The organism is Streptomyces sp. NPDC002076 (genome assembly GCF_053593835.1).
Map to the genome: position 1 here is coordinate 126,425 of NZ_JBSFDI010000020.1, position 16,850 is coordinate 143,274.

The 16,850-nt window shown below is 72.0% G+C and carries 12 protein-coding genes and 1 pseudogene; 10 read left to right on the forward strand and 3 right to left on the reverse strand.

Annotated elements, in window-relative coordinates; translation table 11 throughout:
• Positions 1-131: 131 nt before the first annotated feature.
• The 8 genes from ACWCQS_RS34135 (at position 132) to ACWCQS_RS34170 (ending at position 12,699) form a co-directional block, all read left to right on the forward strand.
• Positions 132-2,606 (forward strand): ATP-binding protein, encoded by a 2,475-nt coding sequence (locus tag ACWCQS_RS34135; RefSeq protein ID WP_451008047.1) that lies wholly within the window; start codon positions 132-134, stop codon positions 2,604-2,606.
• 118 nt (positions 2,607-2,724) lie between these two features.
• Complete coding sequence (locus ACWCQS_RS34140; RefSeq protein ID WP_451008048.1) at positions 2,725-4,563, forward strand: APC family permease; 1,839 nt, start codon at positions 2,725-2,727, stop codon at positions 4,561-4,563.
• 258 nt (positions 4,564-4,821) lie between these two features.
• Positions 4,822-4,911, forward strand: coding sequence for a K(+)-transporting ATPase subunit F (kdpF, locus tag ACWCQS_RS34145; protein ID WP_016434100.1), 90 nt, complete (start codon positions 4,822-4,824; stop codon positions 4,909-4,911).
• Positions 4,912-4,916: 5 nt separating this feature from the next.
• Entirely contained in the window at positions 4,917-6,581 is a 1,665-nt protein-coding gene (gene kdpA, locus ACWCQS_RS34150; protein WP_451008049.1) for a potassium-transporting ATPase subunit KdpA, read from the forward strand.
• Positions 6,578-8,707: a potassium-transporting ATPase subunit KdpB gene (gene kdpB, locus ACWCQS_RS34155; RefSeq protein ID WP_451008050.1), complete on the forward strand. Its 2,130-nt coding sequence runs from the start codon at positions 6,578-6,580 to the stop codon at positions 8,705-8,707. Before kdpA ends, kdpB begins: the two co-directional genes overlap by 4 nt.
• Positions 8,708-8,712: 5 nt before the next feature.
• Complete coding sequence (locus ACWCQS_RS34160) at positions 8,713-9,381, forward strand: potassium-transporting ATPase subunit C (protein WP_451008051.1); 669 nt, start codon at positions 8,713-8,715, stop codon at positions 9,379-9,381.
• Positions 9,382-9,470: 89 nt separating this feature from the next.
• On the forward strand, positions 9,471-10,154 hold the full coding sequence (locus ACWCQS_RS34165; protein ID WP_451008052.1) for a response regulator: 684 nt from the start codon (positions 9,471-9,473) through the stop codon (positions 10,152-10,154).
• Between the two features lies 1 nt (position 10,155).
• Positions 10,156-12,699, forward strand: coding sequence for a DUF4118 domain-containing protein (locus ACWCQS_RS34170; RefSeq protein ID WP_451008053.1), 2,544 nt, complete (start codon positions 10,156-10,158; stop codon positions 12,697-12,699).
• A 112-nt stretch (positions 12,700-12,811) separates the two neighbouring features.
• Here ACWCQS_RS34170 and ACWCQS_RS34175 read toward each other — a convergent pair whose 3' ends face one another.
• A complete protein-coding gene (locus ACWCQS_RS34175; protein ID WP_451008054.1) occupies positions 12,812-13,375 on the reverse strand; it encodes a universal stress protein in 564 nt (187 codons plus the stop codon).
• A 276-nt stretch (positions 13,376-13,651) separates the two neighbouring features.
• Here ACWCQS_RS34175 and ACWCQS_RS34180 point away from each other — a divergent pair.
• Together ACWCQS_RS34180 and ACWCQS_RS34185 are read left to right on the forward strand one after the other, a co-directional pair.
• A pseudogene (locus ACWCQS_RS34180) lies at positions 13,652-13,786 on the forward strand (SAV_915 family protein); the annotation flags it as partial.
• 8 nt (positions 13,787-13,794) lie between these two features.
• Positions 13,795-14,724: an MFS transporter gene (locus ACWCQS_RS34185; protein ID WP_451008055.1), complete on the forward strand. Its 930-nt coding sequence runs from the start codon at positions 13,795-13,797 to the stop codon at positions 14,722-14,724.
• Positions 14,725-14,768: 44 nt separating this feature from the next.
• On the opposite strand, the gene ACWCQS_RS34190 is transcribed toward ACWCQS_RS34185, so the two are convergent.
• Positions 14,769-16,175 carry a HAMP domain-containing sensor histidine kinase gene (locus ACWCQS_RS34190; RefSeq protein ID WP_451008056.1) on the reverse strand — a complete coding sequence of 469 codons (1,407 nt, stop codon included), beginning with the start codon at positions 16,173-16,175 and terminating at the stop codon, positions 14,769-14,771.
• Positions 16,172-16,843: a response regulator transcription factor gene (locus tag ACWCQS_RS34195; protein WP_451008057.1), complete on the reverse strand. Its 672-nt coding sequence runs from the start codon at positions 16,841-16,843 to the stop codon at positions 16,172-16,174. The genes ACWCQS_RS34190 and ACWCQS_RS34195 overlap by 4 nt, the downstream gene beginning before the upstream one ends.
• Positions 16,844-16,850: the final 7 nt, after the last annotated feature.

The window sequence follows — 16,850 nt, forward strand, 5'->3', positions numbered from 1 at the left end:
TCAAGGTCCACGGAGCCGACGCCAAGGAACCGCTAACACGCGCACCGGCCGCCCCCCGAAGCGGCTTCCTTGGGGGGAGAAACCCTCCTGTCAGGGGGAGTTGGATCGGTGAGCGGAGCGCGTCGGCGGCGATGAGTGACGTACGGCCCGGACGACTGAAGGTCTACCTCGGTGCGGCCCCGGGGGTCGGCAAGACCTACCGGATGCTCGACGAGGGGCGGCGCCGCGCCTCGCGGGGCGCGGACGTGGTGGTGGGGTTCGCGGAGTACCATGGACGCCCGCGCACGGAGGCCATGCTCGACGGCCTGCGCACCGTCCCCCGGGCGTCCTGCACCTACCGTGGCGGACGGTTCCAGGAGATGGACCTGGCCGCGGTCCTGGCCCGGCGCCCGCAGGTCGCGATCGTCGACGAGTTCGCGCACAGCAACGTCCCCGGGGACGGCCGCAACCCCAAGCGCTGGCAGGACATCGAGGCCCTGCTCGACGCCGGTATCGACGTGATCACGGCGCTGAACATCCAGCACCTGGAATCCCTCAACGACGTGGTCGAGAAGATCACCGGGGTGCCGCAGCACGAGACGGTGCCGGACGAGGTCGTTCGGCGGGCCTGGCAGATCGAGCTGGTGGACATGCCGCCCGAGGGGCTGCGGCGGCGCATGGCGCACGGGAACATCTACGCCCCCGAGAAGATCGACGCCGCCCTCGCCAACTACTTCCGGCCCGGCAATCTCACCGCCCTGCGGCAGCTGGCGCTGCTGTGGGTGGCCGACCGGGTCGACGAGGCGCTGCAGGAGTACCGCTCGCAGCACGGGATCGGGCGGGTGTGGGAGACCCGGGAGCGGGTGGTGGTCGCGCTGACCGGCGGGCCGGAGGGCGACACGCTGGTACGGCGGGCCGCCCGCATCGCCGACCGGTCCGCCGGCGGCGATCTGCTCGCCGTGCACGTGGCCCGCAGCGACGGCCTCGCGGCCGGGGTCTCGCACGCCTCGCTGGCCCGGCAGCGCCGGCTGGTGGAGGACCTCGGCGGCAGTTACCACTCGGTGGTCGGCGACGACGTGGCGACCGCCCTGGTGGAGTTCGCGCGCGCCGAGAACGCCACCCAGCTGGTGCTGGGCACCAGCAGGCGGGGGCGGCTGGCGCGGTTCCTGACCGGGCCCGGCACCGGAGAGACGGTCACCGAGCTGTCCGGGGACATCGACGTGCACCGGGTCACTCACGAGCGGGCCGGACTCGGCACCCTCCTGCCCTCCAGGCGCCGCACGCTGTCGACGGCCCGGCTGATCGCGGGCCCGGTGGCCGGACTGGTGCTGCCGGTCCTCCTCACCGCCCTCCTCGCCCAGCTGCGGGGCACGCTGAACCTGACCAGCGAGGCCCTGCTGTTCCTGCTCGCCGTGGTGGGCGTGGCCTGCATAGGCGGGGTCGCCTCGGCGGTGATCGCCTCCGTGACGGCGTCCCTGCTGCTCAACTACTGGTTCATCCCACCCATCGGCGCCTTCACGCTGGACGACCCGAACGCCCTGCTCGCCCTGGCGGTGTTCGCGGTCGTCGCGGCCACGGTCGCCGGCGTCGTCGACCGGTCCCTGCGGTTGTCGCGCCGCTCCGCCCGGGCGACGGCCGAGGCGGAGACGATGTCGTCCCTGGCCGGCAGCATCGTGCGCGGCGAGGCGACCATCCCGGCCCTGCTGGAGCGGACCCGCGAGACCTTCGGCATGGAGTCGGCGGACCTGGTCGGCGAGCCGCCCGACGCGACGACCGGTGCGACGGCCGTGCCCGCCGGACCCGGCGCCTGGCTGGCGCTGCGCGGCCGTACCCTCTCCTCCTCCGAACGGCGGGTGCTGGCCGCGTTCGCCGCGCACGTGGGCTCCGCGGTGGAGCGGGCCCGGCTGGCCGAGGCGGCGGCCGAGGTGGAGCCGGTGAAGGCCGCCGACCGGCTGCGTACGGCCCTGCTGCGGGCCGTCGGCCACGACCTGCGCACCCCGCTGGCCGCCGGGTGGGCCGCCGTCACCTCCCTGCGCAGCCGGGACGTCTCCTTCTCCGAGGAGGACCGCGACGAACTCCTCGCCACCGCCGACGAGTCCATGGCCAAGCTCAACCGCCTGGTGGAGAACCTGCTCGACCTCAGCCGGCTGGAGGCCGGCGCCCTCACCCTGAACCTGCGGGCGACCTCCCTGGAGGAGGTGCTGCCCCCGGCGCTGGCGGACGTACCCGGTGTCGAGGTGGCGGACGTGGAGGACATCCCGGCCGTGCTGGCCGACCCACCGCTGCTGGAGCGGGTGATCGCCAACCTGGTCGGCAACGCCGCCCGGCACACCCCGCCCGGCATGAAGGTGCTGGTCACCGCCAGTGCCCTGGCCGGCCGAGTGGAGCTGCGGGTGGTTGACCGGGGCCCCGGACTCCCGGCCGACGGCCGCGACCGGCTCTTCGAGCCCTTCCAGCGGCTCGGCGACACCGACAACACCACGGGCCTCGGCCTGGGCCTCGCCCTCGCGCGCGGTCTGACCGAGGCGATGAACGGCACCCTGAGCCCCGAGGACACCCCCGGCGGCGGCCTGACCATGGTTGTCTCGCTGCCGTTCGCGGCCCTGCACCCGGCACGCAGCGGCTGACCGTCAAGGCCCCGTCAAAGGCGGCCCGTTGCGCGCGAAGATGGCGCAAACAACAGCGGAGGTGAGTCCGAACCGGACAGAACCTGTGTGCACCCGTAAGAAGAAGGAGCACGCGCCCATGTCTGTCCTGACCACCGAGCCGGATGCCGTCCCCACCGGCGAGGAGCCGCCCGATACCGGCGAACGCCACCGGCTGACCGCCGTCACGGGGCTCGCGGCACTCTCCCTGGACGCGATGGCGTCGGTGGCCTACGGGCCCGAGTCGATCGTCCTCGTCCTCGCCGCCGCCGGTGCCCACGGTCTCGGGTTCACGCTGCCGGTGACGCTGGCCATCGCGGCCCTGCTGACGGTGCTGGTGGCCTCCTACCGGCAGGTGATCGCGGCCTTCCCGGACGGCGGTGGCTCGTACGCCGTGGCGAAGACGCATCTGGGCGCGCGGACCAGCCTGGTGGCCGCCGCCTCGCTGGTGCTGGACTACGTGCTCAACGTCGCAGTCGCCGTCACGGCGGGCGTGGCTGCCCTGACCTCCGCCTTCCACGCCCTGTACGGCGACCGGCTGTGGCTGTGCCTGGGGGTGCTCGCGCTGATCACGGCCGTCAATCTGCGGGGGATCGTGGAGTCGGCGAAGGCGTTCATCGTGCCGACGGTGGTGTTCGTCGGCTCGATCTTCGTCCTCATCGCCGTCGGCCTCTTCCGCTCGCACCCCGTGAGCACGGTGACCGCGGCCGGGCATGCCTCGGCCGTCGCGGGCAACGCCTCCACCGTGGGGGCGCTGCTTCTGCTGAAAGCTTTCGCTTCCGGGTGTTCCGCCCTGACCGGCGTCGAGGCCATCGCCAACGCCGTCCCCTCCTTCCGCGTCCCGCGGGTCCGCCGGGCCCAGCGCGCGGAGGTCGCCCTCGGCGCCGTACTCGGGCTGATGCTGATCGGCCTGTCGGTGCTGATCGGGCGCTTCCACCTCCAGCCGGTCGAGGGCGTCACGGTCCTCGCCCAGCTCGCGGATGCCTCCCTCGGCCACAACTGGGCCTTCTACGTCATCCAGTTCGCGACGATGATCCTGCTGGCGCTGTCGGCGAACACCTCCTTCGGCGGGCTGCCGGTGCTGCTGAAGCTGCTCGCCCGCGACAACTACGCGCCGCACGTCTTCGCACTGAAGGCCGACCGTCAGGTGCACCGGCACGGTGTGCTGGCCCTCGCCGTGGTCTCGGCCGCGCTGCTGGTCTTCTCCGGCGGCGACACCGACACGCTGGTGCCGATGTTCGCCATCGGTGTCTTCGTCGGCTTCACGATCGCCCAGGTGGGGATGGTCCGGCACTGGCGGCTGGACAAGGGTTCCGGATGGCGCGGGAAGGCGTTGCTCAACGGGTTCGGTGCGGTTCTCACCGGGGTCGCGACCGTCGTCGTCACGGCGAGCAAGTTCACCGAGGGTGCCTGGCTGATCGTCGTCGCGCTGCCTCTGCTGGTGCTGGGCTTCACCACCGTGCACCGCGCCTACGGCCGGATCGGCGAGCGGCTCGGACTGGGCCGTGTCCCGCAGGCCCCGCACCGCGAGCGCTCGCTGGTGGTCGTCCCGGTGTCCTCGCTGTCCCGGCTGACGTCGGAGGCGCTGACCGCGGCCACCTCCCTCGGTGACGAGGTGCGAGCGGTGACCGTGTGCTACCCGGACCCCGAGGACCGGGCCCACCTGCACGCCCTGGAGCGGTCCTGGGCCGCGTGGGACCCCGGTGTGCCCCTGGTGCGGCTGTCCTGTGCGCGGCGCAGCCTGGGTCGCCCCATCGCCGCGTACGTCCGTGAGGTGGCCGCCGCCGAGCCCGGCACCCGGGTCACCGTGCTGATCCCGGAGGCGGAGCCGGAGCGGCTGTGGCAGCGGTTGCTGCAGAACCAGCGGGGCGCGGTCGTCGCGCACGCCGTACGGCGGGAGACCGACGCGGTGATCTGCCGGCTGCGGTTCCGGCTGTGAGCCGGGTCACCGACCGTCGCGGCGGGCTACTCCCCGGTATGGATCAGGGCTCGTAAGAGACCCGTCAAAGCCGTAACCGCCGCCGTATGGGAGCCGTCAACGGGCGACCGGAACCGGTCGGACAGGCGGTTTCCTCGTACACGTCCGTTTCAACCGAACCTCACTCCAGGAGTTCGCGATGGCCGATCTGGCCTTCGTCGTCACCGTGCTCGCGGGTTTCGCGCTGGTGGCCCTCGTCGCCAAGGGGGTGACGAAGCTGTGACCGCCGAGAACATCGTCGGCCTGGTCGTGGCCGTCGCCCTGCTGGGCTATCTCGTCCTCGCCCTGATCTTCCCGGAGAGGTTCTGAGACACGTGAGTCCCGTACTCGCCGGCGTGCTCCAGCTGCTCGCCCTGATAGGCGCGCTGGCACTCGCCTACATCCCGCTCGGCACCTACATGGCCCGGGTCTACTCCTCCAACAAGCACCTGCGTGTGGAGAAGTGGGTCTACAAGGCCATCGGTGCCAACCCCGACGCCGAGATGACCTGGCCCGCCTATCTGCGCGGGGTGCTGGCCTTCTCCGCCGTCAGCGTCCTGTTCCTCTACTTGCTGCAGCGGCTGCAGGGCGTGCTGCCCGGCTCGATGCACTTCTCCTCGGTCAACCCTGCGCAGTCGTTCAACACGGCCGTGTCGTTCGTGACCAACACCAACTGGCAGTCGTACTACGGCGAGCAGACCATGGGTCACGTCGTGCAGACCGTCGGTCTGACCGTGCAGAACTTCGTCTCCGCCGCGGTGGGTATCGCGGTCGCGGTGGCGCTGGTGCGTGGTTTCGCGCGCTCGCGCACCGGTGAGCTGGGCAACTTCTGGTCCGACCTGGTGCGCGGCACGCTGCGCATCCTGGTGCCGGGTGCCGCGATCGCCGCGGTGATCCTGGTCGCCTGCGGCGCCATCCAGAACTTCTCCGGTATTCACGAGGTCGGTCAGTTCATGGGCGGCTCGCAGCAGTGGAACGGCGGCGCGGTCGCCTCCCAGGAGGCGATCAAGGAGTTCGGCACCAACGGTGGCGGTTATTTCAACGCCAACTCGGCCCATCCCTTCGAGAACCCCACCCCGTTCACGAACCTCTTCGAGATCTTCCTGCTCCTGGTGATCCCGTTCTCGCTGACCCGCACGTTCGGTGTGTTGGTCGGCAACGTGAAGCAGGGTTACGCCATCCTCGCCACGATGTTCACCATCTGGCTGGGCTTCACCGCCCTGATGATGTGGACCGAGTTCGCCCACCACGGTCCGGCGCTCCAGGCCGCGGGCGGGGCGATGGAGGGCAAGGAGGTCCGCTTCGGCGTCGGCGGCTCGTCGATCTTCGCGGTGGCGACGACGCTGACCTCGACCGGTGCGGTGGACTCCTTCCACTCCTCCTTCACCGGGCTCGGCGGCGGCATCACCATGCTGAGCATGATGCTGGGCGAGATCACGCCCGGCGGTACCGGCTCCGGCCTCTACGGCATCCTGATCATGGCGGTCATCGCGGTGTTCATCGCGGGCCTCATGGTCGGCCGTACGCCCGAGTACCTGGGCAAGAAGATCGGCGGCCGCGAGATGAAGCTCGCCGCCTGCTACATCCTCATCACCCCCGCCCTGGTGCTGGTGTTCACGGCCGCCTCGATGGCCCTGCCGACCCCGCCGCACTCGATGCTCAACTCGGGCGCGCACGGGTTCTCCGAGGTCCTGTACGCGTTCACCTCGGCGGCGAACAACAACGGTTCGGCCTTCGCCGGTCTGAACGCGAACACCGACTGGTTCAACACCATGACCGGGCTCGCGATGCTGCTGGGCCGCTTCCTGCCGATGGTGTTCGTGCTGGCGCTGGCCGGCTCGCTCGCCGAGCAGAAGCCGGTGCCGGTCACCGCGGGCACCCTGCGTACCGAGAAGCCGCTGTTCACCGGCCTGCTGGTGGGCGCGATCCTGATCATCACCGGTCTGACGTACTTCCCGGCCCTGGCGCTGGGCCCGCTGGCCGAGGGGCTGGCGTCATGACGACCGACATCCAGAAGCACGAGGACTCCATGTCCACTCCCACCCTTGCGCCCCACCAGGACGCGCCGACCGGGCACAAGCCCACCGAGGGCCGTGTCGGAGCGGGCCTCTTCGACCCCAAGCAGCTCGTCAGGTCCCTGCCGGAAGCCTGCCGCAAGCTCGACCCGCGGGTGATGGTCAAGTCGCCCGTGATGTTCGTGGTCTGGATCGGCTCCGTCCTGACCACCGTCTTCTCCTTCCAGCACCCGGGCGACTGGTTCGGCTGGACCATCAGCGCCTGGCTGTGGCTGACGGTGATCTTCGCCAACCTGGCGGAGGCGGTCGCAGAGGGCCGCGGCAAGGCGCAGGCGGACACCCTGCGCAAGGCCAAGACCGACACGGTCGCCCGCCGGCTGCTCGCGGACGGCTCCGAGGAGCAGGTCCCCGGCACCGCGCTGACCATCGGCGACCTGGTGGTCTGCGAGGCCGGTGACGTCATCCCCGGTGACGGTGACGTCGTCGAGGGTGTCGCCTCGGTCGACGAGTCGGCGATCACCGGCGAGTCCGCCCCGGTCATCCGGGAGTCCGGCGGTGACCGCAGCGCCGTCACGGGCGGTACGAAGGTGCTGTCCGACCGGATCGTCATCAAGATCACGACGAAGCCCGGCGAGACGTTCATCGACCGGATGATCAACCTGGTCGAGGGCGCCGCCCGGCAGAAGACGCCCAACGAGATCGCGCTGAACATCCTGCTCGCCTCGCTGACCATCGTCTTCCTGCTGGCCTGTGCCACGCTGCCGCCGTTCGCGAACTACGCGGGCACGCACCTGACCATGGTCGTGCTGGTGGCCCTGCTGGTCTGTCTGATCCCGACCACGATCGGCGCCCTGCTGTCCGCGATCGGCATCGCGGGCATGGACCGGCTGGTGCAGCGCAATGTGCTCGCCATGTCGGGCCGTGCGGTCGAGGCCGCCGGGGACGTCTCCACCCTGCTGCTGGACAAGACCGGCACCATCACCCTCGGCAACCGGCAGGCGGCCGAGTTCGTGCCGGTCAAGGGCACCACCGAGGCGGAGGTCGCGGACGCGGCCCAGCTGTCCTCCCTCGCGGACGAGACGCCCGAGGGCCGCTCGATCGTCGTCCTGGCCAAGGAGAGGTACGGGCTGCGCGAGCGGCACCAGGGCGAGCTGGCCGGCGCCGAGTGGATCGAGTTCACCGCCCAGACCCGTATGTCGGGTGTGGACGTCGACGGCCGGAAGATCCGCAAGGGCGCCACCGCCTCGGTCATCGCCTGGGTCGAGGCGCAGGGCGGCACGGTCGCCGAGGACGCCGACGGCATGGCCAACCGGATCTCCGAGGCCGGCGGCACCCCGCTGCTGGTCGCCGTGCACGACGACAAGGGCGCCCGCGTGCTGGGTGTCATCCACCTCAAGGACGTCGTCAAGGACGGCATGCGGGAGCGGTTCGAGGAACTGCGCCGCATGGGCATCAGGACCGTCATGATCACGGGTGACAACCCGCTGACCGCGAAGGCGATCGCCGAGGAGGCGGGCGTCGACGACTTCCTCGCCGAGGCGACTCCCGAGGACAAGATGGCCCTGATCAAGCGGGAGCAGGCCGGCGGCAAGCTGGTCGCGATGACCGGTGACGGCACCAACGACGCGCCCGCGCTCGCCCAGGCGGACGTCGGCGTGGCGATGAACACCGGTACGTCGGCCGCCAAGGAGGCCGGCAACATGGTCGACCTCGACTCCAACCCGACCAAGCTGATCGAGATCGTGGAGATCGGCAAGCAGTTGCTGATCACGCGCGGTGCGCTGACGACGTTCTCCATCGCCAACGACGTCGCGAAGTACTTCGCGATCATCCCGGCGCTGTTCGCGGCGGTCTACCCGGGCCTGGACAAGCTGAACATCATGCACCTGTCCTCGCCGAACTCCGCGATCCTGTCGGCCGTCGTCTTCAACGCGCTGATCATCGTCGCGCTGGTGCCGCTGTCCCTGAAGGGCGTGCGGTACCGGCCGATGAGCGCCGACAAGATGCTGCGGCGCAACCTCGGGATCTACGGCATCGGCGGCCTGATCGCCCCGTTCATCGGCATCAAGATCATCGACATGCTCATCTCCCTCATCCCTGGAATCGGCTGATCGCCATGAACAACTCCGTTACGAACACCGCCCGGTTGCTCGGGGCGGGCCTGCGGGCCCTCCTCGTGCTGACCCTGGTGACCGGCGTGATCTACCCGCTGGTCGTCACCGGCATCGCCCAGGCAGTGTTCAGCAACAAGGCGAACGGCTCGGAGATCAAGGCGGACGGCCGGGTGGTCGGCTCGTCGCTGATCGGGCAGTCGTACAACCTGCCGCTGAAGAAGGGCCAGGACACCCCGGACCCGGACCTGAAGTGGTTCCAGGGCCGTCCCGCGAACGGGCTCGGCAGCAACAGCGTCAACACGCGGTACAAGCTGATCCTGTCGGGCGCCACCAACCTGTCCGCCGACAGCAAGGTGCTGATCAAGCAGGTCGGGGACGCCAAGGCGGCCGTGATCAAGGACAACTCGGTCCCTGGCTACACGGTGAAGCCGTCCGACGTCCCCGCCGACGCCGTCACCTCCTCCGGCTCCGGGCTGGACCCGGCCATCTCCCCGGAGTACGCCGAACTCCAGGTGCACCGGGTCGCCGCGAAGAACGGCCTGCCCGTCGCCGCGGTGGAGAAGCTGGTGAAGGACCACACCCAGGGCCGCACCCTGGGCTTCATCGGCGAGCCCCGGGTGAACGTCCTCGAACTCAACATCGCGCTCAAGGACCTCGCGGCGAAGAAGTGACCGCCTTGCGCGATTCGCGCCGGGAGTCGGCGACCCGGGAGACATCCCGGGCCGCCGGCTCCCGCAGGCATGACAGGAGAGGCACACCCATGACCCGGGTGCTCGTGGTGGAGGACGACCCGCAGCTCGTTCGGGCCCTCGTCATCAACTTGCAGGCACGTCACTACGGCGTGGACGCCGCTCCCGACGGCGCCACGGCCCTCCGGCTCGCCGCCGCGCGCCAGCCCGACGTGGTGCTGCTGGACCTCGGTCTGCCCGACATGGACGGCGTCGACATCATCAAGGGCATACGGGGCTGGAGCCGGGTGCCGATCCTGGTGCTGTCCGCCCGGCAGGCGTCCGACGAGAAGGTGGCCGCCCTCGACGCGGGTGCGGACGACTACATCACCAAGCCGTTCAGCATGGACGAGCTGCTCGCCCGGCTGCGGGCCGCCGTCCGCCGGACCGAGGACACCCCGCTGATCCCCGAGACGACGCTGGTCGAGACGGAGCACTTCACCCTGGACCTGCTCGCCAAGAAGGCCGTACGGGACGGCAGGGACGTACGGCTGACCCCGACCGAATGGCACCTGCTGGAGATCCTGGTGACCAACCCCGGCCGCCTGATCACGCAGAAACAGCTGCTCCAGGAGGTCTGGGGCGTCTCGCAGAGCAACAAGACCAACTATCTGCGGGTCTACATGGCCCAACTCCGCAGGAAACTGGAGTCGGATCCCGCCCGGCCCCGCTATCTGATCACCGAGCCCGGCATGGGCTACCGCTTCGAGGGATGACATGGCACGTGGCAGGCTCCGGATCTACCTCGGCGCGGCACCCGGCGTCGGCAAGACCTACGCGATGCTGTCGGAGGCACACCGCCGGATCGAGCGGGGCACCGACTGCGTGGTCGCCTTCGTCGAACACCATCACCGGCCGCGCACCGAGGTGATGCTGCACGGCCTGGAGCAGGTGCCGCGCAGGGAACTCACCTACCGGGGCGGCGTCTTCACCGAGATGGACGTGGACGCCGTCCTCGCGCGCCGCCCCCAGGTGGCGCTCGTGGACGAACTGCCCCACACCAACATCCCCGGCTCGCGCAACGCCAAGCGCTGGCAGGACGTGGAGGAGCTGCTGGCCGCCGGGATCGACGTGATCTCGACCGTCAACATCCAGCACCTGGAGTCGCTGGGCGACGTCGTCGAGTCGATCACCGGGGTGCGGCAGCAGGAGACCGTCCCGGACGAGGTCGTACGCCGCGCGGACCAGATCGAGCTGGTCGACATGTCCCCGCAGGCCCTGCGGCGCCGCATGGCGCACGGCAACATCTACAAGCCCGACAAGGTCGATGCGGCCCTGTCCAACTACTTCCGCCCCGGAAACCTCACCGCGCTGCGCGAGTTGGCGCTGCTGTGGGTGGCCGACCGGGTGGATGAGTACCTGAACGAGTACCGCCGCGAGCACCGGGTGTCGGCCATCTGGGGCTCACGGGAGCGGATCGTGGTCGGCCTGACCGGCGGACCCGAGGGGCGCACCCTGATCCGGCGTGCCGCGCGGCTCGCGGAGAAGGGCGCCGGCGGCGAGGTGCTGGCCGTCTACATCTCCCGCAGTGACGGGCTGACCTCGGCCTCCCCGAAGGAACTCGCCGACCAGCGCACCCTCGTGGAGGACCTCGGCGGCACCTTCCACCACGTGGTCGGCGACGACATACCGGCCGCCCTGCTGGACTTCGCGCGCGGCGTCAACGCCACGCAGATCGTCCTCGGCGTCTCCCGGCGCAGGAGCTGGCAGTACGTCTTCGGGCCCGGCGTCGGCGCGACCGTCGCCCGCGAGTCCGGCCCCGACCTCGACGTCCACCTCATCACGCACGACGAGGCGGGCAAGGGACGCGGACTGCCGGTGGCGCGCGGCGCCCGCCTGGGCCGCTCCAGGGTCATCTGGGGCTGGGCCGTGGGCGTGCTGGGCCCGGCCCTGCTCACCTGGCTGCTCACCAGCGCCGTCCCGGACGTCGGTCTCGCCAACGACATGCTGCTGTACCTGACGCTGACGGTGGCGGCGGCCCTGCTGGGCGGCCTGTTCCCGGCGCTGGCCTCCGCGGTCGTGGGCTCCCTCCTGCTCAACTGGTACTTCACCCCGCCCGTCCACACGCTGACGATCGCCGACCCGAAGAACATCGTCGCCATCGCGATCTTCGTCGCAGTGGCCGTGTCCGTGGCCTCGGTGGTGGACCTCGCCGCCCGGCGCACCCACCAGGCGGCCCGGCTGCGCGCCGAGTCGGAGATCCTCTCCTTCCTCGCGGGCAACGTCCTGCGCGGCGAGACCACCCTGGAGGCGCTGCTGGAGAGGGTCCGCGAGACCTTCGGCATGGAGTCGGTGGCCCTGCTGGAGCGGGCGGCCGAGACCGCTCCCTGGACCTGCGCCGGCAGCGTGGGGCGCGAGCCCGCGCGGATCCCGGAGGACGCGGACGTCGACGTACCGGTCGGCGACCACATGGCCCTGTCGCTGCGCGGCCGGGTGCTGCCCGCCGCCGACCGCCGGGTGCTGGCCGCGTTCGCCGCGCAGGCCGCCGTGGTCCTGGACCGCCAGCGACTGCAGAGCGAGGCCGACCGGGCCAAGGAGCTGGCCGAGGGCAACCGGATACGGACCGCGCTGCTCGCCGCCGTCAGCCACGACCTGCGCACCCCGCTGGCCGGTATCAAGGCGGCGGTGACTTCGCTCAGGTCGGACGACGTCGAGTGGTCCGACCAGGACCGGGCGGAGTTGCTGCAGGCCATCGAGGAGGGCGCGGACCGGCTCGACCACCTGGTCGGCAACCTCCTGGACATGTCCCGCCTGCAGACCGGCACGGTCGTGCCCATCATCCGCGAGACCGACCTCGACGAGGTCGTGCCGATGGCGCTCGGCGGGGTGCCGGAGGACAGCGTGGACCTGGACATCCCCGAGACGCTGCCGATGGTGTACGTCGACCGGGGCCTGCTGGAGCGGGCGGTGGCGAACGTCGTCGAGAACGCGGTGAAGTACAGCCCGCCGGGGGAGCGGGTCCTGGTCTCCGCGAGCGCCCTCGCCGACCGGGTCGAGGTGCGGGTCGTGGACCGCGGGCCGGGGGTTCCGGACGAGGCCAAGAACCGTATCTTCGAACCCTTCCAGCGGTACGGGGACGCTCCGCGGGGGGTCGGCGTCGGACTCGGCCTCGCCGTCGCCCGGGGGTTCGCGGAGGCGGTGGGCGGAGCGTTGGCCGCCGAGGACACGCCCGGCGGCGGGCTCACCATGGTGCTCGCCGTGCCGACTGCTCCGCAGCGCGAACAGGCCGGGGGGCTTGTCCTGTCGGACGACCGCGGCTAGCCGTGGGCTCGTCGCGCCCACGCGGCGGAGCCGCACATCGACACAGCCCCGCGCCCCCTTGGGGCGCGGCGGCACCCCGCCGGCGCGGGTGAGCGAAACCCACCCCGGGCACTCACGCCTGCGGCGGCACCGCGTGCAACTCCCGCTCCACATGCCCGGTGTTCAGCCGTGGCCAGACGTTGCGCCGATGCACCGCCGCCAGTTCCGCCTGCAGCGGCGAGGGTGGCACCGCGAGGACGGGGCATGTGGCGTGGGCCAGGCAGTAGCGGCTCACCGACGGCCACAGCGCCCGGCGCAGCAGGCCCCGCCGGCCGGCGCCGACGACGAGGATGTCGTCGGCCCGGTCGGCGGTCCGCACCAGCGCCGGCCCGGGGCCGCCCCGTACGACGAGCGCCTGCCCCGGCAGCCCGGTGTGCGTGCCGCCGAACACCTCACGCAGGGCCTTGACCAGCCGCTCGCGCGCCAGCCGTTCCCACTCCTCGGCCATGTGCGCCGAGGACGGGAACCTGCGGGCGGCGAGGTCCCCCTCCGGCGGCTCCCAGGCCAGCACCGGCCAGAGCTCGGCCCCCCGGCTCCTGGCCTCGTACGCGGCGCGGCCCAGGGCGGTCGCGCCGCCCAGCGAGCCACTGACTCCCACCACGACCCGGGTGGCCGAAGGCGGGCGGTACTCGGACATCGGCTCCTCCTTGGAAAGTCCCCTCCATCACATCTCGCACCCGGGCTCTCGAACAGGGCGCATGCCGGTTCCTGACGCCCTTCTGACGACCCGTCCCCGCCCTCTGACCAGCGGCGTCAGCGTGCCGTCAAGGCCGGCCGGATCGCCGTCAGCGTCACGTCAGGGACCGCCCCGTACCCCAGGCAATCGGGCATACCGTCGACGGCACGCCCCGGTCCGCCTCCCCGCGTCCGGGGCATCCCAGAACCTCGCGCACTGCCTTTCGGGAGGTACCCCATGGCAGAACTCCGCTACGGCGAAGACCCCGAGCCCTCCGATCCGTTCCCGGCCGGACCCCTGTACGTCCCGGTCCGGCCGGGGCACTCCGGGTGTGCGGCCCGGCTCTTCCGCACGCCGCTCGGCGACCGTACGCCCGCCCGGTGCTGCTCGGCGGGCTCGTGGCCTTCGCGGCGGCGTCCGCGCTGTACGTCGTGGCGGACAGCCCCGGCTGGCTGTGGGCGGCCCGGCTCGGCCAGGGGGCCGCGGCCTCCGCGTTCTCGCCGTCCGCGTCCGCACTGGTGGCCCGGCTCAACCCGGCCGCGGGGCACGGCCGCGCCTTCGGCAGTTACGGCTTCTACAAGTCCATCGGCTACACGCTCGGCCCGCTGCTCGGTGGTGTCCTGGTCTGGGCGGGCGGGCTGTGGCTGCTGTTCGCCGTCCTGGCGGCGCTGGGCGCGGCGGTCGCCGTCTGGGGCGCGCTCGCCGTTCCCGTCGTACCCCCGCTGCCGAAGGCCCGGCAGACGGTGCTGGACCTCGCCCGGCGGCTCGCCGACCCGGTCTTCCTCGCCCCGACCGCCGCGCTCGCCGCCGCGACCGCGGCCCTCTCGGCCGGGGTGGGCTTCCTGCCGGTCTCCGGTCGCGCCGCAGGGCTGGGCACGGTGGCCACCGGGGCCGCCGTGTCGCTGCTCGCCGCCTGCGCGGCCGTGGTCCAGCCACGTGCGGGACGGGCCCTGGACGAGGGACGCCTGACGACCCGTACAGGTCTCGCCGCGGGACTCGCGATCACCGCCGCCGGTCTGGCCTGCGCCATGCTGCCCGGCCTCACCGGCCTCCTCCCGGCCGCCGCCCTCATCGGCACCGGCACGGGCCTGATCACCCCGCTCGGCTTCGCCGCACTGGCGTCTTCGACTCCCCGGGAACGGCTGGGGCAGACCATGGGCGCGGCGGAACTCGGGCGTGAACTGGGCGACGCGGGCGGCCCGTTGCTGGTGGCGGCGGTCGCCTCCGGTGCCGGCCTGAGCCACGGCTTCGGCGCGCTGGGGATTCTCGTGGCGGCGGGGGCGTTGGTGGCGTTCATCCGAAGGGGCTGAGGGGCAGCGCCCCACGACGGCGCCGCACCCGCCCGACGGCCCTGTCAGCAAGGCACATCGACGGTGACCGCCGCCCCACCCGGAGAGTTCTCCGCCCGCACCCCACCCCCATGAGCCACGGCCACCGCCTGCACGAACGCGAGCCCCAGCCCCGATCCCTCGCTCGTCCGGCTGGCCTCCGCGCGGGCGAAACGGTCGAAGGCCCGGGGCAGAAACCCGGGTGGGAAGCCCGGCCCCTCGTCCGTGACGGACAGCCGCAGCCGGCCCTCGTGGACGATGGCCGCCACACGGACGGCGCCGTCGCCGTGCCGCAGCGCGTTGGCGACGAGGTTGCCGATCGCGGGCACCAGCCAGCGGGCGTCGACGTCGACGACGGTGTCCGCCGCGTCGGCGGAAACGCCGCGTCCGGCGCGTTCGGCGGTGCGCAGATGCGGGGCCACGGCGGTGTCGACCAGGTCGGCGAGCCGTACCGGTGCCCGGGTGATGTGGCCGGTGCTGCCGAGTTCCTCCAGGTCCAGCAGGGCGTTGGAGAGGTCGATCAGGCGCTGGACCTCCGCGTCCACGGAGCGCAGGGTCTGGTTGAGTTCCTCGGCCGAGCGGGGGCGGTGCAGTGCCACGTCGACCTCGGCCCGCAGCAGGGACAGCGGGGTGCGCAGCTCATGGCTGGCGTCCGCGACGAAGCGGCGCTCGCGGACGGCGGACGCCTCCAGACGGTCGAGCATGCGGTTGAGGGTGTGCCCGAGCCGGGTGATCTCGTCGTCGCGGTCGGCGGGCACGTCCAGGCGCAGGTTCGGCCCGCCGTCGGCGAGGGCGGCGGCAGCGGTGCGGTAGCGCTCGACGGGGCGCAGTGCGGCGCGGGCGGTGCGGTAGCCGACGTACGAGGCGGCGATCAGGGTCAGTCCGGAGGCGAGGGCGAGCTGGGCGAGGAGTTCCCGCAGGGCCTCGTCGCGATGGCCGCGGCGGACGGCGGCGACGACGACCCGCGTAGCCCCGCCGGCCCGGACCCGCTCGGCCTGCAGGCGCAGCGTGTCCGGGGTGATCGGCAGCAGCGAGCCGACGTCACGGCGTACCGCGCGCCCGTGCCCGGCCGCCCGGAGCTCGGCGCCCGTGAGCAGCGACCGGTCGCCCACGGTGTCGTCGGCGGCGACGACCCGGCCTCGGCTGTCGAGGACCTGGTAGAGGCTGCCGCCCGGGCCCGGTGGCGGCGCGGTGCCGGCGCGGACGGCCCGGTCGAGGCTGTGCTGGTACGTGGCCAGGTCGTCGTGGAGCTGACGGTCGAGGGCGCTCTGCACCCGCCAGTAGACCAGCCAGGCCGTACCGGTCAGCACGAGGGACATGGTGACGGCGACGGCCAGCACGAGCCGGGTGACGACGGGCAGCCGGCCGAACCACGCGCGCAACCGGGAGGGCAGCCGCTCGCACCACGCGCGCAGCCCGCCCGGCTGGGTCACGGGGCGGTCTCCAGGCGGTAGCCGCGTCCGCGCAGGGTCGTGATCGTCGTACGGTCGAAGGCCCGGTCGACCTTCGCGCGCACCTTGGAGACGTGCACGTCGATGGCGTTGCTGCGCAGGTCGGTCTCGCCGTCCCAGACCTCGTCGAGCAGCTGCAACCGGGTCACCAGGCATCCGGCGTTCGCCATCAGCACCCGCAGAACGTCGAACTCCCGCCGGGACAGGTCGAGTTCGGTGTCCGCCCGCCAGGCCCGCTGCTGCTCGGGATCGAGGACGAGGTCGCCGACCTTCAGGCGGCCCGAGCCGTCGGGGCGGCGCCGGGAGATCGCCCGCAGTCGCGCCAGCAGCTCCTCCAGGGCGAACGGCTTGACCACGTAGTCGTCGGCGCCCGCGTCGAGACCGGTGACCCGTTCGCTGATCGCGCCGCGCGCCGTCAGCAGTATCACCGGCACGTCGACGCCCTCGCCGCGCAGCGTCCGGCACACCTCGACCCCGTCCATCCCGGGCAGCATCACATCCAGCAGGACCCCGTCCAGGCGGGGGTCACGGGCGGCGGCCAGCCCGGAGGGACCGTCGTAACGGCCCTCGGCGGTGTGTCCGGACTCGGTGAGGTAGCGGACGACGAGGTCGGTGAGGCGGGTCTCGTCGTCGACGACCAGGTAGCGCATGTCGGTC